At 44.7% G+C, this 24,938-nt stretch carries 20 protein-coding genes; 6 read left to right on the top strand and 14 right to left on the bottom strand.

Annotation, left to right across the window (positions count from 1 at the left end):
* Positions 1 to 107: 107 nt before the first annotated feature.
* Positions 108 to 3,623, top strand: coding sequence for a type IIG restriction enzyme/methyltransferase (locus ACI4L0_RS09250; RefSeq protein WP_439799884.1), 3,516 nt, complete (start codon positions 108 to 110; stop codon positions 3,621 to 3,623).
* A 433-nt stretch (positions 3,624 to 4,056) separates the two neighbouring features.
* Here ACI4L0_RS09250 and ACI4L0_RS09245 read toward each other — a convergent pair whose 3' ends face one another.
* The 6 genes from ACI4L0_RS09245 to cysS form a co-directional block, all read right to left on the bottom strand.
* Positions 4,057 to 4,635 carry a glucosaminidase domain-containing protein gene (locus ACI4L0_RS09245; protein ID WP_439799883.1) on the bottom strand — a complete coding sequence of 193 codons (579 nt, stop codon included), beginning with the start codon at positions 4,633 to 4,635 and terminating at the stop codon, positions 4,057 to 4,059.
* Positions 4,636 to 4,639: 4 nt separating this feature from the next.
* A complete protein-coding gene (gene pyrH, locus ACI4L0_RS09240; protein WP_439799882.1) occupies positions 4,640 to 5,371 on the bottom strand; it encodes a UMP kinase in 732 nt (243 codons plus the stop codon).
* A gap of 175 nt (positions 5,372 to 5,546) precedes the next feature.
* Positions 5,547 to 7,256 (bottom strand): transglutaminase domain-containing protein, encoded by a 1,710-nt coding sequence (locus ACI4L0_RS09235; RefSeq protein WP_439799881.1) that lies wholly within the window; start codon positions 7,254 to 7,256, stop codon positions 5,547 to 5,549.
* A gap of 1 nt (position 7,257) precedes the next feature.
* A complete protein-coding gene (locus tag ACI4L0_RS09230; protein WP_439799880.1) occupies positions 7,258 to 7,977 on the bottom strand; it encodes an anti-sigma factor family protein in 720 nt (239 codons plus the stop codon).
* Positions 7,961 to 8,515 (bottom strand): RNA polymerase sigma factor, encoded by a 555-nt coding sequence (locus ACI4L0_RS09225; protein WP_439799879.1) that lies wholly within the window; start codon positions 8,513 to 8,515, stop codon positions 7,961 to 7,963. The genes ACI4L0_RS09230 and ACI4L0_RS09225 overlap by 17 nt, the downstream gene beginning before the upstream one ends.
* A 54-nt stretch (positions 8,516 to 8,569) precedes the next feature.
* Complete coding sequence (gene cysS, locus ACI4L0_RS09220; RefSeq protein WP_439799878.1) at positions 8,570 to 10,099, bottom strand: cysteine--tRNA ligase; 1,530 nt, start codon at positions 10,097 to 10,099, stop codon at positions 8,570 to 8,572.
* Between the two features lie 190 nt (positions 10,100 to 10,289).
* Here cysS and murB point away from each other — a divergent pair, with 190 nt between their 5' ends.
* From murB to ACI4L0_RS09200, 4 genes are read left to right on the top strand one after another with little or no spacing between them, the layout of a single operon-like run.
* Positions 10,290 to 11,249, top strand: a complete 960-nt coding sequence (gene murB, locus ACI4L0_RS09215; RefSeq protein WP_439799877.1) for a UDP-N-acetylmuramate dehydrogenase — start codon at positions 10,290 to 10,292, stop codon at positions 11,247 to 11,249.
* Positions 11,250 to 11,298: 49 nt separating this feature from the next.
* The gene (locus ACI4L0_RS09210; protein ID WP_439799876.1) at positions 11,299 to 12,492 is read left to right on the top strand and encodes a Crp/Fnr family transcriptional regulator; all 1,194 of its coding nucleotides are present in this window, start codon (positions 11,299 to 11,301) and stop codon (positions 12,490 to 12,492) included.
* 16 nt (positions 12,493 to 12,508) lie between these two features.
* A complete protein-coding gene (locus ACI4L0_RS09205; protein ID WP_439799875.1) occupies positions 12,509 to 13,024 on the top strand; it encodes a hypothetical protein in 516 nt (171 codons plus the stop codon).
* Positions 13,024 to 13,476 carry a DUF192 domain-containing protein gene (locus ACI4L0_RS09200; RefSeq protein ID WP_439799874.1) on the top strand — a complete coding sequence of 151 codons (453 nt, stop codon included), beginning with the start codon at positions 13,024 to 13,026 and terminating at the stop codon, positions 13,474 to 13,476. Before ACI4L0_RS09205 ends, ACI4L0_RS09200 begins: the two co-directional genes overlap by 1 nt.
* On the opposite strand, the gene ACI4L0_RS09195 is transcribed toward ACI4L0_RS09200, so the two are convergent.
* The 4 genes from ACI4L0_RS09195 to ACI4L0_RS09180 all read right to left on the bottom strand — a co-directional run bounded on the left by ACI4L0_RS09195 (position 13,473) and on the right by ACI4L0_RS09180 (position 17,665).
* Positions 13,473 to 14,636 (bottom strand): tetratricopeptide repeat protein, encoded by a 1,164-nt coding sequence (locus tag ACI4L0_RS09195; protein WP_439799873.1) that lies wholly within the window; start codon positions 14,634 to 14,636, stop codon positions 13,473 to 13,475. The two genes, ACI4L0_RS09200 and ACI4L0_RS09195, sit on opposite strands and share 4 nt — an antisense overlap.
* 106 nt (positions 14,637 to 14,742) lie before the next feature.
* Complete coding sequence (locus tag ACI4L0_RS09190) at positions 14,743 to 15,663, bottom strand: PilZN3 domain-containing protein (protein WP_439799872.1); 921 nt, start codon at positions 15,661 to 15,663, stop codon at positions 14,743 to 14,745.
* Positions 15,664 to 16,056: 393 nt separating this feature from the next.
* Positions 16,057 to 17,052 (bottom strand): LysM peptidoglycan-binding domain-containing M23 family metallopeptidase, encoded by a 996-nt coding sequence (locus ACI4L0_RS09185; protein ID WP_439799871.1) that lies wholly within the window; start codon positions 17,050 to 17,052, stop codon positions 16,057 to 16,059.
* Positions 17,039 to 17,665 (bottom strand): SAM-dependent methyltransferase, encoded by a 627-nt coding sequence (locus ACI4L0_RS09180; protein WP_439799870.1) that lies wholly within the window; start codon positions 17,663 to 17,665, stop codon positions 17,039 to 17,041. Before ACI4L0_RS09180 ends, ACI4L0_RS09185 begins: the two co-directional genes overlap by 14 nt.
* A 236-nt stretch (positions 17,666 to 17,901) precedes the next feature.
* On the opposite strand from ACI4L0_RS09180, the gene ACI4L0_RS09175 reads away from it, so the two are divergent.
* Positions 17,902 to 19,839 carry an AMP-dependent synthetase/ligase gene (locus tag ACI4L0_RS09175; RefSeq protein ID WP_439799869.1) on the top strand — a complete coding sequence of 646 codons (1,938 nt, stop codon included), beginning with the start codon at positions 17,902 to 17,904 and terminating at the stop codon, positions 19,837 to 19,839.
* 8 nt (positions 19,840 to 19,847) lie between these two features.
* On the opposite strand, the gene ACI4L0_RS09170 is transcribed toward ACI4L0_RS09175, so the two are convergent.
* From ACI4L0_RS09170 to ptsP, 4 genes are read right to left on the bottom strand one after another with little or no spacing between them, the layout of a single operon-like run.
* Positions 19,848 to 21,179 carry a small ribosomal subunit Rsm22 family protein gene (locus ACI4L0_RS09170; RefSeq protein ID WP_439799868.1) on the bottom strand — a complete coding sequence of 444 codons (1,332 nt, stop codon included), beginning with the start codon at positions 21,177 to 21,179 and terminating at the stop codon, positions 19,848 to 19,850.
* 3 nt (positions 21,180 to 21,182) lie between these two features.
* Entirely contained in the window at positions 21,183 to 21,518 is a 336-nt protein-coding gene (locus ACI4L0_RS09165) for a MerR family transcriptional regulator (RefSeq protein WP_439799867.1), read from the bottom strand.
* Entirely contained in the window at positions 21,518 to 23,080 is a 1,563-nt protein-coding gene (der, locus tag ACI4L0_RS09160) for a ribosome biogenesis GTPase Der (RefSeq protein WP_439799866.1), read from the bottom strand. Before der ends, ACI4L0_RS09165 begins: the two co-directional genes overlap by 1 nt.
* 31 nt (positions 23,081 to 23,111) lie before the next feature.
* Complete coding sequence (gene ptsP, locus ACI4L0_RS09155) at positions 23,112 to 24,815, bottom strand: phosphoenolpyruvate--protein phosphotransferase (RefSeq protein WP_439799865.1); 1,704 nt, start codon at positions 24,813 to 24,815, stop codon at positions 23,112 to 23,114.
* Between the last annotated feature and the right edge of the window lie 123 nt (positions 24,816 to 24,938).

Below are 24,938 nucleotides of genomic sequence, written 5' to 3'. Positions count from 1 at the left end.
TTCGGGGTGACAGTTAAAAGTTTGGAATGACAGTATATAAATTCGGAATGACACTATGAACTATACTTTTGGAACAGCCACTTCTTGTCTTTTTATGGGAGAATTTTATGAGCATAAATTTTATTAATCCAAAAAAGGCTTTGAATACAGTATTTTACAAACTTCCTGTACTTGAATCTGAAATTCAAAAGCTTTCAAAAAATCTTGGAATCTATGTAAATTCCGCAAAGGACGGAGAATCTGAAGAATATCACAAGGGGCTGATAAAAGATTTTCTGACAAACTCATGGTATTCGCCGGGTTATTCCGTAAACACAAATGGCCGTGAAGATTTAGTCATTTTCAATGGCAACGACACAGGCTCAAAGCCTGCGGTTATAATTGAAGCAAAATCTCCAGCAAATGCGGCGGAAATGTTTTCCAAAAATAATCAGAACTGCAAAGCCTTGCAGGAATGTGTGTATTATTTCTTGCAGGAAAAACTTAAATTCGGTAACAACGAGATAAAGCATATAATTATTACCAATTACGAAGATTTTTATATTTTTGATGCAAAGGATTTTTCAAGGTTCTTTCTTGCAAAGACAAATCCTATTGTTGACCAGTTCAATAAATTTGAAGCAAAACAGCTGGCCGACACAAAAACTTCGTTCTTCTATGAAAACTGCGCAAAGCCTGCGATTGAAAAATGGATTGAGAATGAGAATATTGATGTCACCCATATAACGCCGAAGTCTTTTTATGAACAGGGTGAAGAATCTCTTGTGCCGCTTTACAAAATCTTTTCGCCGGAACATCTGCTTGCAAAGCCTTTTGCCAATGATTCAAACAGCCTTGACCGGAATTTTTATGCGGAGCTTTTGCATATAATCGGCTTGGAAGAAATAAAAGACGGCGGCAAAAAACTCATTCAGCGTAAATCTGCGGACAGCAGGGACAGCGCAAGCCTTGTTGAAAGCGCAATTTATCAGCTTGAAGAAGAAATATCCAATGAAGAAAAATGTTTTGAAACCGCCCTGCATCTGGTGATTACCTGGGTGAACCGGCTTCTGTTCCTGAAGCTTGTAGAAAGCCAGCAGCTTGCATACAAAAAGGGAAATTCAGATTATAAATTCCTTACTGAAAAACTTGTGCCGGATTTTGACGAGCTTAACATTCTCTTTTTTAAAGTTTTAGGACGCAGGATTGAAAACCGCGACAGTGAAGTCCGCGAAAAATACAAGTTTGTGCCGTATCTGAACAGCTCGCTTTTTGAAATCAGCGAAGAAGAAAGCCGTCTTCAGATTCGCGGGATAAAAAACAAGCCGATTAAGCTTTACAGCAAGACAGTTTTAAAAGACGAAAAAGGAAACCGCCTGACAGGCTCGCTCGACAATCTTGCGTATATCTTCCGCTTTCTGGACGCATATAATTTTTCCAGCGACTCTGCCGGGGGAATCACGCAGAATTCCAAGACACTGATAAACGCTTCCGTGCTTGGCCTTATCTTTGAAAAAATCAACGGCTACAAGGACGGCTCATTCTTTACTCCGGGCTTTATTACTGAATACATGGCAAAAGAAACCGTTGAAAAGGCCGTAATTCAAAAATTCAATGAGGTGAAAGGGTGGAAGTGCAGGAATCTTGACGAGCTTGCGGATGAAATTGAGGACAGGCAAGAGGCAAATGCAATCTTCAATACAATAAGAATATGCGACCCTGCTGTGGGCAGCGGACATTTTCTTGTTTCCGTGCTGAACAGGCTTCTTTTTATAAAGTCGTATCTGAATATTTTGCTGGATAAAAACGGCAAGCGCATAAAGCGCGGTGACTGGGAGCTGAGGCTTGAAAACGATGAGATTTCAATTCTTGATGATGACGGAAACCCTTTTGTTTATACTACAAACAGCGAGCGCCAGCGTGTCCAGGAGGCAGTCTTTGCCGAAAAGCGCACGATTATAGAAAACTGTCTTTTTGGCGTGGACATAAATCCTGCCAGCGTCTATATCTGCCGGCTCAGGCTCTGGATTGAGCTTTTGAAGAATACTTACTACACAGAAGCGAGCGGCTACACACAGCTTGAAACTTTGCCTAACATCGACATCAACATAAAATGCGGCAACTCGCTTGTTTCAAAATACGACGTGCGTACGGGAAGCTCCGTTATTGAGCAGGTAAAAAATGACGAGACAAAATCAAGGGAATTTAAGAAGCTTGTAAACGAATACAAAAAGGCGGTCTGCGCATACAAGAACGAAAACAACAAGGAAACAAAGCGCGCGGTTGACGAGGCAATCAGAAAAGTAAAGAGCCAGATTCGCGGTGTCATCCAGTACGATTTGTTTGATGAAGAAGCCAACGAAAAGGCTTCTAAAGAAGACATTTTTAAAAACTCGCTGGAATGGATGTTCGAGTTCCCGGAGCTGCTTGACGACGACGGACGGTTTACAGGCTTTGACGCGGTTATTGGCAATCCGCCGTATGGAATATTTAATAAAAAACAAAACCAGAAAATAAGTCTGACTACAGATGCTGCTGCTATTGATTTTATTCGTGAACGATATGCAGAAGCTGATGAAGGAATGATAAACGCCGCCAAAGTTTTTTATGCACTCGGTTTCCGGCTAATGGCAAAATCTGGTTATTTATGCATGATTATTCCGTTTGGAATTCTTGCAGATACAAGTTCAATTAAAATTCGAAATTCAATTTTTGAAAATCATTCATTTTTGCGAATAGACGCTTTCCCTGAAAGAGATTCAACGGCTCGGCGTGTATTTGAAGATGCCAAGATGTCAACAGCAATATTACTTTCTTCAAATGAAAAGCGGGAAGAAAAAATGACAGTTGGCGTTACATTTGAGAAAATGATTCCCAAAAACAGGGCAAGTTTTTCTATACGAGATATAAAGGATTTTAGCCCGGAAATGATGCAAATTCCAATGTGTGACCGCGACACTTTTAGTCTTTTAATGGAACTGCGTTCAAGAAAAGACTTGTTAAAGTTTGGAGAAATTGCACCGTGTTTTACAGGTGAACTTGATATGACACAAGGCAAGAAATATTTAACAGACGATAACACAAAGCAAATGCTTGTAAAAGGTGTTCAGATTGCACGGTATGTACTCAAAAAAACAAATGAAGAAATATCTCAAGGAAAAATTGAATTTGTTGATGTCGATGAATTTTTCAAGAAATGTTCAATAGAAAAACAAGAACAAACAAAACATGAGAGGATTGTATTACAAGGTCTTTCTGGAATAAATGAAAAACAAAGGTTAAAGGCTGCCCTTGCACCTCAAAATATGATTCTTGCTAATTCTGCAAATTTCTTAAAATATCAAACGAATTATCCGCCAAAACTGCTTCTCGCATTATTTAACTCTAAACTGCTCAACTTTATTTTTAAGGCAACAAGCACATCAAGCAATGTAAACGGCTATGAAGTAGATGCTCTGCCCCTGCCTCAGCTTTCAGAAAACAATGCAGAATTGCAAACGGAAATCATTTCCCTGGTAGAGCAAATCATCGCCGCCAAAAAATCCGCCGCCGCCACAGAAGACCTTGAACACCAAATAGACGCTCTTGTCTATAAACTCTACGGACTTACGGAAGAAGAGATAGAAATAATTGCGCACAAATAAAATGCCGCCCAAAAACTACCGTCATGCTGCTGCCTAAAACCCGTCATGTCGAACTTCAAGTGTCATGCTGAACTTCAAGTGTCATGCTGAACTTCAACTGTCATGCTGAACTTCAACTGTCATGCTGAACTTCAACTGTCATGCTGAACTCGTTTCAGCATCTGTACTGGACACACCATAGACCCCGAAACAAGTTCGGGGTGACATGTCATGCTGAACTTCAACCGTCATGCTGAGCTTCAACCGTCATGCTGAACTCGTTTCAGCATCTGTGTTGTGCACAGCATAGATTCCGAAACGAGTTCGGAATGACAGTTAAAAGCTTGGAATGACAGTTAAAAGTTCGGAATGACAGTTAAAAGTTCGGAATGACAATGTAAAAAATCAGAATGACACTGTAAACCGGAATATCGTTATGCTTAAAACTTATTCCTTAAAATGATTCAAGGCGGATTAAAAGCTGCTCCAATTTTGTGGAATAACTCCTGTCCGCGGCCCATGTTCCGGCAAGCCCCGCGATTGTGGGGGATTTTCCGCGCGGATTCACATAGCGGTATCTTGGGTCTATACATTCGTTGTTCAGGCTGATGTCTTTTGTGGCATAGGCATGCAGATGCTGAATGTGCGCCCTCACTCCGAGCTGTTCAGTGGCAAAAGTCTCGCCGGGGTGCTCTGCGTCTATTGCGCCCAGTCCGCAGTAGTTGTGCATCTGTGGCGTAACAAGATTCCCGAACCTAAGGAAGCCTGTTTCAAGGCACATCTGGACAAAGGCACAGTCGCTGTTGATTCCTTCCATTTCTGCCTCATCAATGTAAAGGGCGGCGAGCCTTGCAACTTCCTTTTTGTCCGCGGAAGGGTTCGCGCTCATAAAAAAATTGTAAAGCTGCTTTTCTGACTTTACGCCCGGAGCGGAAAGATTCCTGGAAATGGGTTCACGCCCTCTTGTTGATACGCATGAAACCGCGGTTGCTAAAATAAAAACTGTGGACAGCACTAAATATATTTTTTTCATTGCCTTATGAAATTGTTGTTCCTATGTAATTTTTTCCATCCAGAATGGACTTGATGTTTTCAATGTTTTTTCCGCCGGCGCAGATAACAGAAAGCCCCAGCTCCTGCGCTTTTTTGGAGGCGATAGGGTCAAACGGACAGTTTTTTCCGGGAACCCATTCATCGCCCACCATTTTTCTGAATTCACTCCATGAAATGCTGTCGATTGGCTTTGCCTCCGGGTTTTTCCGTGGGTCGTCCGTGTAGACTTTTTCGATGTTCGAAAGGTTTATCACTGTTTTTGCTTCAAAGCGCTCGGCAAGAAGAACCGCATCGTTGTCTGTGGAAAATCCCGGCTTCCACCCTGCCGCAACAAGAATTCTTCCTGTGAATTCAGCAGGCTCCGTGGGGTCTGTTATGACATCCTGCTTGCACAGCGGCCCGAAAACTGTCTTTAAAAGCTGCGCATTCAGGCGTGTTGCCATTATTCCAATCCAGTCGCATGCGTAGTTGCAGTCGTCATCGCTTGCAGGCGAAAGAATTTTTTTCTGTTCGTCGCTGAATTTTGCAAAAACCGATTTATATGAATTCTGGTAATTTCTTGCAGGACCTCCGCCCCCGGCAACAAAGATGAGCCTGGAATCTTTGTTTTCTGAAAGCCAGCTGCAAATCATGCTGCTGAAGGAAAAAAGAAATTCTTCGTCAGGCTTGTCCGGAGCGATTATTGAGCCGCCCACGCTTAAAATTTTTGTAGTCATAATACTCCCGTAAAAACACCAGAGCTGCTGCGCCCTGCTGCAAAAAAATCATATTGTATAAAGGCTTGCAGCGCAAATATAAAATCGCGCTTTTGTCAGTTTTTATCATGCCTCTTGCAAAAAGTCAACATTCAGGGCTATGCGTAAAGAATTCCGGCGGAATTGAAGGCGCCGCTTAATAAATTCCCTGTATGACCGGATTGTTCCACAGTGAGCTGTAGCTTGACGTTTTATCTCCGGCTTCCTCCCACAGGGACTGGAGTGCGTATGTCCTTGGTCTGTAGACAATCTTGCTGTCTATGGACGACTGCTTTATCTGGTGCCATCCGCGGCTGAATGCGATATGCTGATTGTCGATGTTGCCGAAGTAGAATTCCCCCGGGTCTTCTATTTCTATGAACGGAGCGAACGCAAGCCCGGCTCCGAGCGACACGTCAACCGGAAGCCAGCCGTATCCTTCAAAATACAGCTCCGTCCACCAGTGCGGTGCTACTGTGGATTTGTCGTGCGCAAGAATTCCTGCCACGGGAACAGCCGGAATTCCAGCCGCCCGGCATAAGGCGGTGTACAGGATTGCAAAGTCATAGGCATCGCCTGTTTTGCGCCGTATCAGGTCAAGGGGTGAAATGTTTCCCGTGCGGATTTTTTCTGAAATCTCGTATTTACTTGTCATGAAATCATAGATGAGCCTTGCCTGCCTGTACGGATTCTTTTCGTTTCCGACTATCACTTCCATGAGCGTGGAAACTGCCTTTGCGTCAGAGGGAACACAGCCGTCTGCCACTGTGTTCTTAGTGTACAGAAGACCTGTTTTTTCCTTGTACTGCCCGGAATTCTTGGGGTTGTAATTTCCCTTCACGCTGAAAACGCTCACGATAAATGTCTGGCTGAATCTCTGCTTGTTGTTCAGAATTTGATTGAGCGGCTTGTTGTGAATCACATTGAAATTATCATCGATTATAAACGGCTCCGGATAGACTTCGTTCAGCTCCACAAAAGGCTGGAATGAAGAAACGGCCGGCTTTGGAATGTACAGCAGGATTGAGCTTTCCTGCGATGATATGTGGTTTGAAATATCCGCCGCCACCTGGATTACGTAGGTTCTCTGGTTCGCATACTGCTTTTTTCCATAGGGGAAGCTGACCGTTATTTTTTTTGCCGCGCTTGTTCCGTGGACGGTTTCTATAAAAAACGGGCCTGTTGCCGCTCCGTCTGGAATTCTCACAGCGATTTCCGAGTCTGTCCATGTGATATAATCGAAGTCTGTTTCGCTTGCGGAAATAAAGAGGTTGTTTTTTTCCGGCTTTTCATTTTGCTCGGAGCCGTGTATCGCTGAAGTTTCATCGCGGTTCGCCGTGAAGTAAACTTTTGAAGCTCCCCGTGAATTTCCAAAATTTGCCCCGCGGATTTCTATCACCTGCCCGACAACGGCTGTTTCTGCGGAAACCGAGGCGATTGAAGGAAGCGCTGTTGCAGGCGAAATAGAAGCCGCAACCGGAATGTCATTTTCGTTTGCAAAGAATGCCGGCTCTGAAACTCCTGCCGCCGTTGCCACCGTAACAAGTCCGTCCTGCACATTCTGGGGAATTACAAGCCTTATTTTTCTGTCGCTCCAGAATGTATAGCCGCTCGATGTTACCTTGGAGCCTGCGATTTCAACGCTTGAATTTTCCCGTGTTTCGCCGAAGTTGCTGCCTTCTATTATCATTTCGTCGCCCGGAGAGCCGATCATGGGGCTTATTGAAGCTATCACCGGCTTTTTCCTGACATTCCGGCTCAGTATTCCAAAAAGAAAAATAGAAAGCACGATAATCAATATCCAGCTGCTTATTCTTACAAGCGGAGAACGCCTCAAAAGAGTTATATATGATTTAAAAAAAGCCAATTTAATTTCCTGAAGCTAAATTTTCTGAAAACGGGTAGGAAACATAAAAAGAAAAGCCCTTGTTCCTGTCTTTCTGCATGGATTCCTGTTCCTGAGGATAAAATACATCGTAGCTTGTGAGAGAAGGAGTCTGCGTTTTTCTTTTTAAATGCGGCCCTGCTATTATAAGAACCGGCGCGTCCGAATCCTGTCCGTAGGAAACAGCCTGAAGCGAAAAACTCTGGTCTGCGCTGTCTGAAGCAAGAATTGAATTTAAAACCGAAACGTCTATGTTTCCGTCAAAGGTTACCTGGTTTGCGGTTGAGGAAATCGAAGTCCGCGCCACAGGCTGAAATGAAGGAATTTGCCTTTCAAATGGATTGCTGCCTCTGCTTCCCGGCAGAATAAAGACAAAAACAGCGGCTGCGGCAATTCCGGCTGCAAAATACTTTATGCCGCTCATTGCCTGGAAAATCATAAAATTGTTTTTTCCGCTGTGTGTTATTTTCTTGTATGAAAGCCGCGCCTGTAATCTCTCAAAGCTGGAATCCAGATTTTCCTGTGAAAAATGCAAGGCATCTTTGTCCCCTGAAAAAACAGAGTGCAGCGCCTGGAAGGTTTTCAGCCGGGCGGAGCATTTTGGGCAGGAACGTACATGCGCTTCGTATTCGCTTATGTAATTCTGAGGAAGTTCTCCGTCTGCATAGATAGAATGAATGTCATCTTCAGGACAAGTAAACATCTTCTTCTCCTATCAGTTTTAATAGCTGCGCCTTTGCCCGGAACACCCTCACCTTTACATTACCCTCTGTAATCCCGAGCTGGCGGCCGATATCCTTATAGTTCATATCGGCATATTCTTTTAGAATCAGCACTTCTTTCAAATTGTCAGGAAGCTTGTTCAGCGCATCCATGGCGATTTTTTTGGCTTCACTTTTTAAAAGCTCTGTTTCTCCGCTTTCCATCTGCTGGCGGCCTTCGTACAGGGCTTTGTGATAGGCGTTTGCCTCCCTGACTTTCCGCTTGGCATAGTTGAGGGATGCGTTCTTTACAACCCTTATAAGCCAGAAAACAGCATCGTTCATTGAAGGAAAAACCATTGCCTTTTCATTCGCCTTTATGAATGAGTCGTGGACTAAATCTTCTGCGGCTTCCTCATCGTCTACAATTTTCAATGAAACCTTGAATAAAAGTTCCATTGAAGAATCGTACAATTTTCTGAAGTCCTTTGAATCTGCGCAATTTATAGAGCCAGATTCGCTTTTATTAAAAGAAAACACAATACTTCCTGTTTAGTTACATTTATCTCCGGATTATTTACGGTTTTCACCGGGCTAAGAACGCTTCCATACAGCTCCGCCTGGAGTGTCAGTGATGACGATTCCACGGGCGGCGAGCTGTGCGCGGATTTCATCTGCCCTTGCAAAGTTCTTGGCCTTTTTTGCTTCAACTCTTTCTGCCACAAGAGCGTCGATTTCCTGTGCCTCAGGGTCGTTTGAGTGGTCAGGGGAATTTTCCTGCTGCTTTTTTGATTCATTCAGGAATTCCGCCGTGGTCTGCATAAGGTTCAGTCCGGTTACGCTGTCCATTCTGCGAATAAGCTCCAGTGCTTCTTCCGGGGCAAGTGAAGTGTCTTTTGCGGCTTTTTGAATACAGCTGAGGGCAACCGGTGTCGAAAGGTCGTTTTCCAGTGCCGCGGTGAATTTTTCAATGTATTCCCTTGCTTTTTCAGAAAGATTTTCTGTTCCGGAAGCTTCTCCCTTGGAATACTGCTTGGAAACCTGTAGCGATTCTGCTCCGCCTGCATTCTGCGCAAGCCGTGAAATTTTCTGTATAAGCGCGGCGCGGGAATTCTTTGCGCTGTCCATTGCATCCCAGCTGAAATAAATCTGCTTGCGGTAATGTCCTCCCAGCAGGAAAAAACGGTAATCAAGCGGATTGTAGCCTTTTTCCACCAGGGACTGTAGTGTCAGAAAATTGCCGTGCGACTTGGACATTTTTTCAGCCTGTCCTGAATCCGCCGCCTTTTTGTCCTTTGCAATGACAAGAAATTCGTTGTGAAGCCAGTAGTTCACCCATTTGTGTCCGGTTGCGCCTTCTGACTGTGCGATTTCGTTTGTGTGATGGATCGGAACGTGGTCAATTCCGCCTGTATGGATGTCGAAGTGCTCGCCGAGGTATTTCATGCTCATTGCGGAACATTCTATGTGCCAGCCCGGATAGCCTCTTCCCCATGGAGAATCCCAGGTGAGCGCCTGGTTTTCGAACTTTGACTTTGTAAACCACAGCACGAAGTCGCAGGGATTTTTTTTGTTCTGGTCAACTTCGATTCTTGCTCCTGCCTTCAGGTCGTCAAGGTTCAGGCATGCCAGTTTGCCGTAGTCCGGATATGTGGTAACGTCGTAGTACAGATTTCCGCCCGACATATATGTGTGCCCGTTGGCTTCAATTTTTTTTATAAGCTCAATCATGTCCTGGACGTGTTCTGTTGCCTTGCAGACAACATCCGGCCGGATTATGTTCAGCCTGTCAATGTCCTTGAAAAACGCATCGGTGTAGAACTTGGCGACTTCAAGAACTGACTGATGCCGCTCCTGCGCTGTTTTGAGCATTTTGTCTTCGCCTTCATCAGCATCGCCTGTAAGATGTCCGATGTCCGTTATATTCATGACGTGCTTTTTGTCATAGCCAAGAAAAGTCAGGGTGCGGTCAAGAGTGTCCAGAAACACATAGGCGCGGAGGTTTCCGATGTGGGCGTAGTTGTAGACTGTGGGCCCGCAGCCGTAAAATCCCACAAAGCCGTCTTTTATCGGCTTGAATTCCTGCATTGTGCGTCCCATTGTATTATAGAGTTTAAGCCCCATTTTTTCCTCCGTCGAAAAATCTGCGCGGAATAAAACTTTCCGCCTTGAAGCCTGAAAGTTCCCAGGCCTTGTAGTATTTATTTGAAACACTGCATCAGATATTATGTAACGCTTGATAATCCGTATTCGTATTATTTCAGCGTTTCCTTAGTATCGATTTTTTTATTTTTTTTCTATAAAATGAAATGCAATGAATAACAGAATACGCAAAATAGTTGAAAATATCAAGAACTTGTACAGGGGGAGGCTGCTCTTTGACGAGCCGATGAGCCTGCATACAACGATGAAAGTCGGCGGAAATGCAGCTGTGTTCGCGGAGCCTTCTGATATTTTTTCGCTTGCGCTTTTTATTTCGGAGTGCAGGAACTGCGGCGTGGATTTTTTTGTTCTGGGCGGCGGAAGCAATCTTATTGTTGATGATTCCGGGTTCTGCGGCGCGGTGGTTTCTACCGGCGGCTTTTCTTCTGTTGAGCTGAAGGATGACGTTGTGGTTTGCGGCGCAGGTGCGGAAATGAGCAGGGTTGTGGAATTCTACGCAGACAGGGGAATCGCCGGAATGGAAACTTTTGCGGGGCTTCCCGGAACCTGCGGAGGCGCGTGCTATATGAATGCGCGGTGCTATTCAAATGACATAAGCTCAAGAATTGCAAGCGTGGAATACCTTGATATGGAAAAATTTGACGGAAATTCCCTTAAATTTCTTGAGAAACATATAAAAATGTATCATAATGATGACAAATGTAGCCATTGGGCTTATAAACATTCTCCGTTTATGGAAAATAATGCGGTCATAACAAAGGTTGCTCTAAAAGCAGGGGAATGTCGCCCGGAAAACACGGCTTCGATTAAGGCGGAATGTGCAAGATTTGTCCATGACAGGGAGATGAAGGGACATTTCAAGGCTCCGAGCTCGGGGAGTGTTTTTAAAAACAACCGTGATTTTGGAAAGCCGGCCGGAATGCTTATTGATGAGGCTGGACTGAAGGGAACAAAAATCGGCGGTGCCCAGATAGCTCCGTGGCATGGAAATATAATTATCAACACAGGAAATGCAACTTGTTCTGATATAAGGAAACTTGTCCGCTTGGCGCAGGAAACTGTAAAAGAAAGGACTGGCTTTATGCTGGAATGTGAAGTTGTCTTTATTTGAGGGCTAGCTTCCCTTGATTCATGTGTAAGATTTTTAAGGTGGTTAAAAATTGCTTCAGCTTTCATTTGTGAATTTCAAGCAGAATTCATACATACTTGTTGAAGGTACTTCTGCGAATGACCGTTTTTTTATTATTCAGAGCGGAACTGTAAAATGCTTTAACGAGGTGACTATTCCGGGCACAAATCCTGAAATTCTTGGCCCCGGAGACTTTATTGGCGTAGTTTCCTGCATGTCCGGACATGGGCAGACAAAAAACGTGGTTGCCGTTACTCCTGTTGTTGCAATCATGGTTCAAAAAAGCCAGTATTCAGAGCTGATAGTGAAGAATATTCCTGTTGCCATGAAAATTGTCCGCTCGTTTGCCAGGGATATGCGCATTGTAAATGACCAGCTTACAAAACTTACGCTGAAAAATGTAATCCTTGATTCTCCTGAATCTCTTTTTTCAATAGCTGAGTATTATGAAAATTCAGGGCATCAGAGCATTGCCATGTACGGCTATTATCAGTATCTAAAGCAGTGTCCGGCCGGAGTGAATGTTGAGGCTGCAAAGCGGAACTTTCTGGGTCTGCGTAAAAGGGTGCAGGCAGCATATCTGGAGCCTACAAATGAAATTTTCCGCGAATATCCTGCGGACTCGATGATTTTTTCAGAGTGCCAGAAAGGCTCGGATATGTTTATAATCCAGGAAGGCTCTGTGAGAATCGCAAAGGTTGTGGATGGAAACGAAGTTACTCTTGCCCTGCTCAAGAAAGGGGATATGTTCGGGGAAATGGCCCTGCTTGAAAACAAGCCCCGCTCGGCAAGCGCGATTGCCCATGAGCCGTGCCGCCTTATGGTTGTAAATATGGCGAACTTCAACCAGATGGTAACAACCCAGCCGCAGATGATTTCAAAGCTTACAATGATGTTTGCCGACCGCCTTTGGGCTATGCAGCGGCAGCTTGCAAATACACAGCTTGGAGATTTAAGGGAAAAGCTCATAGATATGATTTCCCTTCAGGTTGAAAAGCTGAAAATTCCCCATGTAAAGGGAAGCGTTTATCATTCGGGGCTTTCTTTGACCGATGTGATGAAGCTGTGCGCAATTCCGCTGAGGCAGCAGGCAGAGGCGTGCCGTCAGGTTCAGTATGACCAGACTATAAGGATTGTCGGCGGCAAAATCGATATTCCCGACATAGATGAGCTTATAAAGCAGGCTGCTTTTTATAGAAAACAGAGTTCAAAGCATGCAAATTAAAAAGTGTTTTTTCATTTTGTTTTTTTTCTCGGTTTTTACTGTTTGCGCGCAGGAGGCTCTGCCGGCAGGCTACCGTGGAATACAGCTTGGAATGTCTGTTGAGCAGGTCAAGGATGCGCTGAAAAAAGACCACAATTTCGGCTACCGCGGCGACAGGGACGTTTCTCTGCTTCCCGGGGAAAACCGTACTTTAATCGAAACGGACACTTCCCGCACTGCGCCGTATTCGTTCCTTGAAAGATGCTGGTTTCAGTTTTACGAGGGAAAACTCTACACAATTACGCTGACCCTCCGCCGCTCCAAGATAGACCATTATTCTGTTTTTTCTTCTCTGACTGAAAAATACGGAAATCCCGGAACCCTGAATCCTGAAAAATCTGAATGGAAGGACGACAGCGTGATAATGGCGCTGGAGCGTCCCCTGACCTTGAAATATACGGATCGCGGAATTTTTGAGGAGCTACAGTCAAAGGCTCTTGTTGAAAAAAGCGCAGAGGAAATGGCCCGTGATAATTTTCTTGAGGGGCTGTGATGAATAATTCAAAGCGGATTTTTCTGTTTGCTGTTTTTGCGGCTTTTCTTTTTTCGTGCCAGGCCGGAAAATACAAGCTGCCTGTTGAAAACCTTGAAATTCTGACTTCCAGCGGCGCCAGCGTTTTTGTAAAGGCTGAAATTGCCCGGAAAGATGCGGAGCGCACTTACGGCTTTATGAACAGGAAAAATATTCCCGACGGAACAGGAATGCTCTTTGTGTTTGAAACAGATCAGATTCTGAGTTTCTGGATGAAAAATACACCGCATCCGCTTTCAATAGCTTATATTGACAGTTCGGGAGTTATCCAGGCAATTTTTGACATGACCCCCTACAGTCTGGCTCCTGTAAAAAGCCCCCGCTCGGTGCGATATGCCCTTGAAGTTCCGCAGGGCTGGTTTGAAAAAACGGGTGTAAAACCCGGCGACAGAATTCTGTTGAACCGTCCCTAGTCCAGCTGGCTTTCTGCGCTGAGTTTCGCTATTTCAGCAGCGGCTATTTTATCATTCGGGTCGATTTCAAGGACAACTTCAAAATATTTTAAAGCCTCGCTCTGCTGGTTCAGTTTAAGGCACAGGCAGCCGAGATTGCTTATTATCTTTGTGTTGTCAGGATCCAGAGAAAGAGCCTCTGTGAGGGTTTCTTTTGCTTCCTTAAACTGGCCGGTTTCCATCTGGCAGATTGCAAGCTCGTTCATTGTGTCGGCGTTTTCATCTCCGCCCTCACATTCCCTTGCTTTTAAGAATGCCTGTTTTGCTTCCTCAAAGCGCCCGAGTCTGCGCAGTCCCCAGCCGAGCATGAACCATGCGTTCCAGACAAACGGATTGTCCACAATGAATTTCCTTATTTCCTCAAGCCCTTTTTCTTCCTGTCCTTCTGAAATCAGCTTGTATGCATCATGAAATCTGTCGTTTTCAAGGTTTCTGTTTGAGATTTTGTCGATTATTTCCTGCGCCCTTTCCTTTTTGTAAATTCCATTTTCGCCCAGGTCTTCATCCTTTTCGTCTGCAACGAGCGCAAGATAGCTTTCAAAGCAGCCTTTTGCCTCTCCGTACTCATGCTTTTTCAGATAGAAGAAGCCCGCATTGAAATACACATCGGGAATTTCCTTGTCGCTGTCCATGGCCTGTCTATAGTAGGCGAGGGCTGTTTCGTCGTAGGCATCAGCGTCTTCGTTCAGGGAATTTCTTCTGTAGCTGTCGGCGCGCTGGTCAAAGAAAATCGCCATGTTCAGAATTATAGCCTTGTCGCTGGGGTCTATTCCGTTTACGGCGAGCCAAATTTCCTCGGCAAGCTCCCAGTCTTCGTTTTTTGTTTTAAGAATTGCAGCTTCCGCCAGCTCTTTTTTGATTCCGGGGCGGATATCCGTAATAAGGGCCCTGTAGTAGTCTGAATTTTCATTTTCCCTGTCGTATGCTAGGACTGTAAGAATTCCTGAAAGAATCTGCTCCTCGGAAAGGCGCGCTATGTCTTTTTCAACCGGGTCGTCAATGTTTTTTTTCTGCACGGGCAGGGGAATTTCCGAGTTGATTTTCATTGCCTTGGGCGAAAGGGCAGAGCCCTGCTGAGGCTTTATAAAATATATAGATTCCAGTGAGTTTTTAGAAACCATTTTATTTCCTGTTTACAGCTGAATTTTATTCGTGCGGCAGGAAAGACCCCTGCTGCGATACCTTGTGAAAATAACAGCCCAACGTTTGTGTTGGAACTGCTGATTTTCAGACAGTGCCAGCTTCGGGAGAATCCTGCTGAGCCGGCTGCTGGGCTGGGACTGTCAGTTTTTCTTCCACAGCCTGCGCATCCTCAAGCTCTCCGGCGGTGAATTTATTGTCAAGCTCCTTGCGCTTTGAGCTTGCAATGTACTTGTTTATGTGAACCTTGTAAGCCAGGCTTATAGAATCCTCCGCGAATTTTATGCTTGCGGAAATAATATCCTTTCTGCCTTCGATAAAATCCGTGCGGACAATAATTCCCCGTATTGAAATTATTTCGTGCGGCTCTTCGAATTCAAGCTGAATGAGAGCTTCCTTGTTTATAAGGAATTTTGCAAGTCCAAGAAGCACAATTCTGACTCCGCCAAAGGACAAATCCTGAAGAATGCAATGGCGCGGAACGTTTTGTATATAGATTACAATTTCCTTTTTTTGCAGACCGAGTTTGCGCATTGATTCCTGGGTTACAAGAATGCGCTCCTCTTTTCTTTTTGCCGCATTGAAATTCGCATCCAGAATGTTTCCAATCATCATAATCAAATCATCCGGCGGCCTTTGCGTGTATTGAATTGTGATAATTGAAAGATCTGAGCTGTTCATGTAAGGCTCTATGAGCGCAACTTTTGCCGTGACAAAGAAACTCATCAGCTGTCCGTCAGGCTGGTAAAAGCAAAACCTAAGGCTCACAGGCGGAACATCCTTTTTTGAAAGCACTGAATAGGCTCCGCTTTTTGTTCCAAGGATTATTTTTGCCTGGCTGAATGACGTAGAATTTATTATACAAGGCCATTGAAGCCCGCTGCATTTTATATATACCTGCCGCGGATCCATTTTCAATGTATGTATAATTTCCTTTGAGAATGTAATTTCTGTGTTTTTATAATTTTCGTAATAGCGATTGATAATCTGAGCTGTAACGATAGCCATACAACAATAATAATTCATAATTCTGCTTTTAACAATAGAAAAATAACAAAAAAATATATCTCCCAAGTGAGGCTTTTTTACAGGTTTTATCCGCGCAGAATCTTATAATCTTGGATACAACCGGAAGATGCATTGCTGTTCTTATCACTGATAAGCAAAAATATACTCCTGATATTTGAATTGTATTCCTCTAAAACAGAAAATATCCATTTTCTTCTATAATAAATATAAACAAAGGAAAAGTTTCAATCTTAGAGGACTTTGTAATGAGCGGATAGTTAAATCAAAAGTGAAATTTTAAATAAAATGAACAGCAGTCTTGATTATATATTGAAGATTATTTGAGTATGGCTGAGCTGTAAAAGAGCAGGGGCTGTAAAAATACAGACTCCCTTACTTCCACAAATTTGCAGGATTTATTGAGCGGCCGTTTTTATAGACTGTAAAATGCAGATGCGGACCGGTGCTCATGCCGGTGTTTCCCACTTTTCCGATTCTAGTTCCAGTATCAACAGCCTGTCCCTTGCGCACAAGAATTTCATTCATGTGGCCATAAAGTGTCTTGTATCCTGAATGGTGCGAAATAATAACGTAGTTGCCGTAAACATCGCTCCAGCCGCAGACTGAAACTTTTCCCGGAAGGGCGGCATAAATAGAAGTGCCCTTTGCGCATGCCATGTCAATTCCACCGTGAAAAGTGCGCTTGGAGCTGTCAAAGGGGCTTGCGCGCCAGCCGAACATTGAAGAGTAGTAGAATCTGGAATGAATCGGCTTTGTAAACAAGTCACCGTTTATTTCCTGTCTTGTAATCCAGTCAAGCTCTGCATAAGGAACAAAAAGCGATTTTCCGGCTGAAAGTTTTTCTGTCAGCTCCAGGTGATTGACAGAAGAGCAGGTCAGCGCATCAACCTTGTATTTTTCAGAAATTGTTTCCACTGTTTCGCCGTCTTCCCGGACTGTGTAAAGAATTCCGGGCATGGACGGTATTTTCAGATACTGGCCTATCTGTATCAGGCGCGAAGCATGGATATTGTTCACGCTGATTATTGTGTCCTGCGTAACGCCGAATTCGTCTGCAATAAAGCTTATCATGTCGCCTTTTTTTACACGGTACGACACGTAGGAAAGTCCGCCGTCAAGAGAGCCGTCCGCCTGAACAGACATATCTTTCCCTTGGAAAATTTCGCCCGAGATATGGGAGGCAGACTCAAAGCCGCCCTGTCCGCTCGAATTTTTAAAGTGGACAACACCAAATGTAATTCCTACTATAAAAAGCGCAATTCCTGAAATGGACGCGCCGCACATCAATGCCAATTTTAAATACGATTTCATTTTTAGAAGCTTAATATAGCATATATCGTCTGAAAACTCAATTTTATTTTTCTTCATCTGCTGCTCCGCTTTTTTTACATAGTCCTATCAGGTAAGTTTCAAAAGACTCCGTGCGGCAGGCTTCCGGCTTGAATCCTTTTGCCTGTGTGAAAATTTCGCGCATTTTTAATAGAAGTTTCTGCTGATCTCCGTTCTGGAAGATTTTTACACAGAAATTTCCCCCGGGCTTGAGCATTTCGGCCGCATACCAGATTGCCATTTCCACAAGGGACTTGGAGCGCAGTGTGTCTATCACTCGGTTTCCGGTTGTCAGGGGAGCCGCATCGCAGACAACAAGGTCATACGGCCCCTGTTCCTTTATAGCGGTTCTGATTTCCTCGCTGAGCAGGTCGCCCTGAAAAAAAACAAGGTTTTCAGCCCGGACATCCTTTGCAAGCGGATTTAAATCCACGGAAACAACTTTGCCCGGCATCTTTATATTTCTTAAAAGCCAGACTGTCCAGCTTCCGGGCGCGGCTCCAAGGTCAAGCACAACGGAGCTTTTTTTCAGCATTGTGAATTTTTCATTTATTTCCTGAAGTTTGTAAACACTTCTTGCAGGATAGCCTTCCTTGAAAGCTTTTTGAGACCAGTAATCGGGCTTTTTATAAAGATTCTGTTTTGACGGCATACATTTATTTTTCGGAAGAATAGAAAAAATTATTACAGGACATTTTAAAGTTGTTTTGGAAAACTCAACTTTCTTTTAAAAATTACATATAAAATTACGACTATTTGTTGTAATTTTCTGTCTTTTTTCATATTTTTTTTTACAAATTTTTATATTTTTCATTGTAACTCTTTTTTTTTTCACTTACACTAGCTTTCAGAGTTACATCGAAAATCAAATAAATCAAGCAGGTCAATATGAATTACAAATTCGGAGACACACTGTCAAAACTTGTCAGAAAAAGCGCAGTCCAGTGGCCTGAGGTTTCGGCCCAGCTTTCAAGAACAAAATCAGGTGAATACAAGGAAATAAACTACCATGACCTGTTTGAAAATGCCATGGATTTTGCAGGCGCGCTTCTTGATATGGGAGTAAAACGCGGAGACAGAATCGGTCTTATAGCCGACAACCGCGAAGAATGGGAGCAGGCGGATATTGGAATTCTTTCTATCGGCGCCATCGATACTCCTCGCGGACTTGATGCCACAGAAACAGACCTTGCGTACATTCTTTCATTTTCGGAAGTTGAAATAACGATTGCTGAAAACGAATCCCAGGTAAAAAAACTCCTGAACATAAAAAAGTCCATTCCGACTTTAAGGACAATCATTTCGTTTGAGGAAGTTTCCGAGGACACAAAGGCGAGCTGTGCGGACAGCGGAATTTCATGCCTGTTTTTCAGGGATTTGCAGAAATCCGGGCACGAATGGCGCAGACAGCACCCCGATGTTGTGGAGCAGGAGCTTGAAAAGGGAAAGCCGGACGACCTTGCGACTATAATTTTTACGAGCGGAACAACGGGAACTCCAAAAGGCGTAATGCTCACACACGGAAATCTTCTGTGCCAGCTTGACGAGGTTACGGAGCGCATTTTTTTGAATCCCGGCGAAAGGGCGCTGCTGGTTCTTCCTGTATGGCATGCTTTCCAGCGTGCGGTTGAATATGTAATTCTTGCACAGGGCGCAACTTTGTGCTACAGCAAGCCAATCGGAAGTGTTCTTCTTCAGGATCTTCAAAAGCTTGACCCTTATCTTTTGCCGGCCGTTCCCCGTGTGTGGACAGCTATATATGAAGGAATATGGCGGAAAATGCGAAAAACAGGCGGAGTTGCATTTGCGCTGTTTCAGTTTTTTGTTTCCGAGGCGCTGCTGTGGTGCAAAATAGACAGAAAGCTGCGCAGAAAAAACACAAGGTTCGGGCCTGACTATCTTGGATTCTGGTGGCCGGTTCTTGTGCTTCCGTGGCTGCTTCTTTTTCCTGTGAAGCTTCTGGGAAATCTGCTTGTCTTCAGAAAAATAAAGGCGATGGTCGGAAAAAATTTCCGCTCTGGAATTGCAGGCGGCGGCGCATTTCCGGCAAACGTTGATGCGTTTTTCTGGGCTATAGGTGTAAAAATTCAGGAAGGCTACGGGCTTACGGAAACTTCGCCTATTGTAAGTGTGCGCCCGGTTGCAGACCCTGTGTTCGGAAACGTTGGAACTCCTCTGCGCGGAATAGAAGTCAGGGTTGTTGATGATAACGGAATCATTCTCGGAAGATGCAGAAAGGGAACGCTTCAGGTGAAAGGCGGCTGTGTTATGCAGGGCTATTACAAGCGTCCGGATCTTACAGACAAGGTTATGACTGTGGACGGCTGGTTTGACACAGGCGACATCGCAATTCTTTCCGTGAACAACGAAATTCAGCTCAGAGGCCGCAAAAAGGATACAATAGTTCTTCAGGGCGGAGAAAACATAGAGCCGCTTCCTATTGAAGCAAAGATAAACGAGTCGCGCTATATTTCCACTTCGGTTGTATTCGGCACGAACGAAAAAGGCGTGGATCAGAAATATCTTGTGGCCCTTATTTTGCCGGATCAGGATTCTATTGAAAACTATGCAAGCGAAAGCGGAATAACCTACAGTTCATACAATGAGCTGGCGGAAAGCGAGCCTATTCAGAAACTGCTTGAAGGAGAAGTGTTCGAAGCCATCAGCACCAAAAACGGCTTTAAATCCTTTGAGCGGATAAACAAAATCGCTGTAATCACCAAGCCTTTTGAAGTCGGAGTGGAGCTGAGCGCAAAGCAGGAAATGATGCGCTACCGGGTTGCAGAAATCCACCGGGAAAAGCTCGCCGCCCTCTACAGGGACTGATTTTTTTCTTAAAGCTCCAGAATAAAAGCCCCGGATTTTTTGTCAATCGGAAGATGTTTTTCCGTCCGGGGAACGCTGATTTTCTGTCCGCTTAAAAGCTGCCGGGAAGTAACTACAAGCAAAAGTCCTTTTTCAGAGCAGGCGTAGTATCCGCTTTTTCCGCCGGGAAGCCTTATAAGCTCGCTTGCAATTCTGACCGCCATAAATTCTTCTTTTGCAGGCGAATCGCCAGTCTGGCTTATGTTTTTCCGGAAGGCAGCAAAAGAAAGCACAGCCCTTTCCTTTGGCAGCTCCGCTTTTTCTGAAATCTTTTTTAGAGCCGCCGGAGCATCATCAGTTTTAAAGACGAAATTGCACCATTTTCCGCCTTTTTTTCCTTCCATGGGGCAGGGACAGGAATGAGTGCACGGCGAAACAGGAGCAAAGCCCTTGCGCATAAAGAAGCCGCGCATCAGACTTACAAGGCGGGCTGAACGCGGATCTCCCGGCTCGACAATAACGCATCGGGCATTTTTGTTTTCCCGGTCAAAATAAGAAAGAATCTGCTCGGTGTATTTTTTTGCAAGAAATTCCGGCGGCTCCCTTGAGTCATCGCAAAGCTCATTGAAAAAATTCGCGCTTATGATAAAATCAGGCTTTTCCTTTAGCGACTCTCCAAGTTCTCCTCTGACACGGACGATGTTCCACGGCTCGCATTTCAGACGGGCGGCGATGCTTAAAAAAATATTTTCGCCAAATGCCATTGCCTGCTGGGAAATGTCGAGGCAGTAAAATGTTATCCGTTTTTTTCTTAGCTCCGGGCGCGACAAAAAAAGTGAAATGGGAACAGTGAGCGGTCCTGAGCCTATGTCAAGAAAAACAGAGGAATCACTGACGTTGAAGAGGCTTGCATCAACATTCGAAAAAAGCCGCACAAGCCTTACAAGATTCCACCATGTGTAATAATGAACGTACGCGCTCAAAAGGACAGTCTGATTCATATAGCCGAGCCTGCGTTCGCCGCGCTCATCAGTAAGAAAATGACTCAGACTGCGGATTTGTCCCGGAAGCAGAACTTTCTGCCGTGATGTGAGCGGATGTGTGGACTCAACAATGGTGTCGAATTCCTCCAGTATTCTTTTTGCATCGTCTGGAATTTTTTCGGCGCAGAACAAATCTTCAAGCGGCTTTATTGTGCCTCCTGAAAAACTGCGGTTCGGCTGGGATTTTTTTTCATAGGGCGCGGTTTTTTTGCTCTGTTTTTTCAGGGCTTCATTTTTGCGCTGCTGGGAATTTATTTTATCTTTCAGGGTTATTCCCTGGCGTTTTTCATACCATTTAAGCTCTATTTTTTCTTTCATAAACTAATTTTCCTCTTGAGAGCGGCTCTTTTGAAGCTCAAAGAAAAGCTCGCTCAGTTCGGCTCTTATTTTTCTGAGTTCTATGACTGCATCAGGGCTGCGCTGAATTCTTTCTGCGTCCTCGATGAGCTGATTTTTTGCGCCTTCAATCGTGAATTTTTTTTCATAAATCAGATATTTCAAGCGCAGGATAATTTCCACATCACGCTGCGAATAAATTCTCCGGCCGGAATAATCCTTGCGCGGAGCAAAGCCAGGCACTGTTTCTTCCCAGTAGCGCAAAACGTGAGGCTTGACACCTGTTATTTTTTCAACCTGGCCGATGCTGTACTGCGCCATCAATGCGCCCTTTCTTCCTGCTCAGTCCTGTCCTGCCACTTCTGGCGGCTGGCCTTCATTTCTATCTGAACCGGAATATGGTCAAAGCCCAGGTCTGTCCGTATTCTGTTTTTAAGGTAGGAAATATATGTGAGCGGAACATTGTCAGGACGCGTTGCAAAAATCAGGAAATTCACTGGATTTATGCTCGTCTGGGTCATATAGCGGATTTTGAAGTGAATTGATTTTGTTGCAGGCGGCGGATATTTAAAAAGCCAGTCCTTTAGTGCTGTATTTAAAACTGCGGTGTCGACCTTGCGTGTCAGCTGGCTGTAAATTTCTATGGCAGTGTCCATGAGCAGTTTTATTCCGTCATGATTTTTTGCGCTCAGCGGAATAATAGGCGCCCAGTTCATCTGGCCGAACATTGCCTGCATCCACTCTTTTGTTCTTTTAAGCGTTTTGTTGCCCTGGTCTTCAAGAAGATCCCATTTGTTCAGGATGAAGATAACTCCACGGCCGCGCTCAAATGCAAGGGCGGTGATTTTCTTGTCCTGCTCTGCAAGACCTTCAACTGCGTCAATCATAATGAACGCAATGTCACATTCGTCCAGGGTTTTTATAGCTCGGTTCACGGAATAATATTCAACGTTTTCCCTTACCTTGGATTTTCTGCGGATTCCTGCTGTGTCAAGAATTTGAATGTCGCGCCCGTTGTAGCGGAAGGAGCCTTCAACAACGTCCCGGGTGGTTCCGGCATAATCGCTCACTATAGAAGATTCTGTGTGCGTAAGGGCATTGCTTAAAGTTGATTTTCCCACATTCGGCTTTCCAAGAATTGCGATTCTCACCGGGATTTCACATTCGCCGCCTTCTGTTACCCTGGAAAAATCAAGGCCTTCAATCATTTTTTCCTGAAGCGCGCCCAGTCCGTCGCCGTGAAAAGCGGAAATCAGCGATATTTCCTTGAAGCCGAACTGCATATAGTTGTAGGCGAGGTTTTCATTTTTGCCGCCTTCAGTTTTATTGACCGCGACAATCAGCTTTTCGGAATAATTTCTCAGAAGATGGATAAGCTCTTCGTCCTCGGAATTCATTTCCGTGGCATCAAGGAGCAGAAGAATTCTGTCGGCTTTATGAAACATGCTGACTGTTTTTTCTACAACCAGATCGTCCATTTCACTTTCGCGCGAGGAAAAATTGCGGGTGAGCTTATATCCGCCTGTGTCCATAAGATGAACCGGCATTCCAGCCAGAAAGCAGGTTCCCTCAACAGGGTCGCGTGTGACTCCCGGTGTGGGATCTGTAATGGCGCGCTTTGTATGCGTAAGGGCATTGAACAAAGTGGATTTTCCGACATTAGGCCGTCCGGCGATTACAATCAGCGGAAGGTTATGATAAATTCTGTCGGGAAAAAATTTCCGGGCAGAATTTTTGCGGCGGCTTTCGATTTCTTTTTTTTGAGGAAGCTCTTTTTCAGCGGCTGTGATTTCTTCGGAGTTCTGCGCGCTTTCAAGCTCAGCGGCTTTTTTTTCCGGCTTTGGCTTTGAAAAATCCGGCTTGTGCTTTTTGTTCTTTTTCATTTAATTTCCTATAGAAAGCCTTGAAAAAACTTTAAAACACCGAACGCTTTGAAAGATTTTCAAGTTCCTTGATTGAAAAATGGGAAAGCATTTCCTTGATAACAGGAATCTGCTTTGGAACCATGCTCAAATTTCTTACGCCCATTCCGGCCAGAATAACGGCGCTTTCCCTGTTTCCTGCCATCTCTCCGCAGACAGAAAGCGGAATGTTGAATTTTTCAGCATTCTGAATAGTGTTTTTTATCATGCGAAGAACCGCAAGGCTGAATTCGTTGTACAGCGGATTCACTGCCTGGTTTTCACGGTCAACGCCAAGAACATACTGGGTAAGGTCGTTCGTTCCGAGCGAGAAGAATTTGGAATACGGTGCAAGGCAGTCAGCGCAGATTGCGGCGGCGGCGGTTTCAACCATGATTCCAATGGGAACATCGGGATTGAAGGGAATATTGTCTTCCTTCAGCGAAATGCGGATTCCCTTTGCGATTCCAAGCGCGGTTTCAACCTGGGAAACATCTGTAATCAGCGGAAGCATAATTCTCAGGTTGCCGTAAACGCTCGCGCGGTACAGTGCCCTGAGCTGGGTTCTGAACACGGACGGACAGTACAGCGACATTCTTATTGCACGCAGACCCATCAGAGGGTTTTTTTCTGAAACAGCAGGAAGATCTGTTCCGTCAACAACCTTGTCGCCGCCGGCATCGAGTGTTCTGATTGTAACGGGCCTGTTTCCCATCAGCTGTAGAACTTTTTTGTATGCCTCGAACTGCGCGTCTTCGCTCATTGAATTTGCGTATGACGAAGAGCTGCTGAATTTCTTGGACGAATTCATAAAAAGAAATTCCGTCCTGAACAGACCGATTCCGTCGGCTCCGTTGTCCAGCGCAATCTGGGCTTCTTCCGGCGTTCCGATATTTGCGAACAGCTTGAATATTACTCCGTCCTCAGTGGCTGCCGGCAGTTCCTTGAATTTGAGCAGGTTGCTTCTATATTTCTGGTCGGAAAGAATTTTTGCGTTTGCGCTTGTGAGTGTCGCGCTGTCCGGCTGAATTATAAGCTCTCCGATATTTCCGTCTACAACAACAGTTTCGCCGTTCTGGGTAAGGCTTGAAGCGTCCCCGATTCCGACAACAACAGGAATTCCATAGCTCTTTGCAAGAATCGCGACATGGCAGGCGCTGCTTCCCTCGGTCAGTGCGAGACCGGCGATTTTTCTTTTTCCGAGAATCACAGTGTCGCTTGTTTTCATGGAGCGCCCGACAATCACCGCGCCGTCCGGAACAAGCCAGATGTCGAAGGGGTGGTAGTCAAGCAAAATATCAAGGACACGGTTGAAGACATCCTCAATGTCCTTTGCGCGCTCCGCTAAATATTCATTGTGGCTGTTGCGGAGCATATCGGCGTATTCCCTGATTTTAAAATTCAGGCAGTATTCTATATTTAAAAGCTTCTTTGAAAAGAAATCCTGAAGCTCCGTCATGAAAACAGGGTCTGAAAGCATGAGCTGGTATGTTTCAATTACTTCCCTCTGAGCCTTTGTGGTTTCTCCGCTGGAAAGAGAGTCGGAAAATTCCTTTTGAACCCGCGCGCAGGCTTCGGTCAGGCGGCGCCATCCGGATTCAACTTCACTGGCAGAGATTTTTCTTTTGGGGATTTTCCGTTCCTGCTCATCTGGAAGCACAAAGGCTTTTCCGATTCCGATTCCTTCGGCAGCAGAAATACCAAGGATTACATTCATTCTGTCATAATAACGTCAAACAAAATGATAGTCAACTTTCTGACATAAACTCAGTTTCAGCGGATTGCGATTAAAGGTTTATTTTTTTTAACGTTTCTTTTATTGCTTACAAACATGTAATTT

It is taken from the genome of Treponema sp., assembly GCF_051883275.1.
Taxonomy (GTDB): domain Bacteria; phylum Spirochaetota; class Spirochaetia; order Treponematales; family Treponemataceae; genus Treponema_D.
The sequence above is the reverse complement of the archived record's forward strand: the minus strand, read 5'-3'. Positions and strand labels throughout refer to the sequence as shown.

Bases quoted from the DNA above. Each gene is read 5' to 3' on its own strand.
- ACI4L0_RS09250 (WP_439799884.1), top strand. From the start codon at position 108: ATGAGCATAAATTTTATTAATCCAAAAAAGGCTTTGAATACAGTATTT.
- ACI4L0_RS09245 (WP_439799883.1), bottom strand. From the start codon at position 4,635: ATGAAAAAAATATATTTAGTGCTGTCCACAGTTTTTATTTTAGCAACC.
- pyrH (WP_439799882.1), bottom strand. From the start codon at position 5,371: ATGACTACAAAAATTTTAAGCGTGGGCGGCTCAATAATCGCTCCGGAC.
- ACI4L0_RS09230 (WP_439799880.1), bottom strand. From the start codon at position 7,977: ATGTTTACTTGTCCTGAAGATGACATTCATTCTATCTATGCAGACGGA.
- cysS (WP_439799878.1), bottom strand. From the start codon at position 10,099: ATGGGGCTTAAACTCTATAATACAATGGGACGCACAATGCAGGAATTC.
- murB (WP_439799877.1), top strand. From the start codon at position 10,290: ATGAATAACAGAATACGCAAAATAGTTGAAAATATCAAGAACTTGTAC.
- ACI4L0_RS09200 (WP_439799874.1), top strand. From the start codon at position 13,024: ATGAATAATTCAAAGCGGATTTTTCTGTTTGCTGTTTTTGCGGCTTTT.
- ACI4L0_RS09195 (WP_439799873.1), bottom strand. From the start codon at position 14,636: ATGGTTTCTAAAAACTCACTGGAATCTATATATTTTATAAAGCCTCAG.
- ACI4L0_RS09190 (WP_439799872.1), bottom strand. From the start codon at position 15,663: ATGGCTATCGTTACAGCTCAGATTATCAATCGCTATTACGAAAATTAT.
- ACI4L0_RS09185 (WP_439799871.1), bottom strand. From the start codon at position 17,052: ATGAAGAAAAATAAAATTGAGTTTTCAGACGATATATGCTATATTAAG.
- ACI4L0_RS09180 (WP_439799870.1), bottom strand. From the start codon at position 17,665: ATGCCGTCAAAACAGAATCTTTATAAAAAGCCCGATTACTGGTCTCAA.
- ACI4L0_RS09175 (WP_439799869.1), top strand. From the start codon at position 17,902: ATGAATTACAAATTCGGAGACACACTGTCAAAACTTGTCAGAAAAAGC.
- ACI4L0_RS09170 (WP_439799868.1), bottom strand. From the start codon at position 21,179: ATGAAAGAAAAAATAGAGCTTAAATGGTATGAAAAACGCCAGGGAATA.
- ACI4L0_RS09165 (WP_439799867.1), bottom strand. From the start codon at position 21,518: ATGGCGCAGTACAGCATCGGCCAGGTTGAAAAAATAACAGGTGTCAAG.
- der (WP_439799866.1), bottom strand. From the start codon at position 23,080: ATGAAAAAGAACAAAAAGCACAAGCCGGATTTTTCAAAGCCAAAGCCG.
- ptsP (WP_439799865.1), bottom strand. From the start codon at position 24,815: ATGAATGTAATCCTTGGTATTTCTGCTGCCGAAGGAATCGGAATCGGA.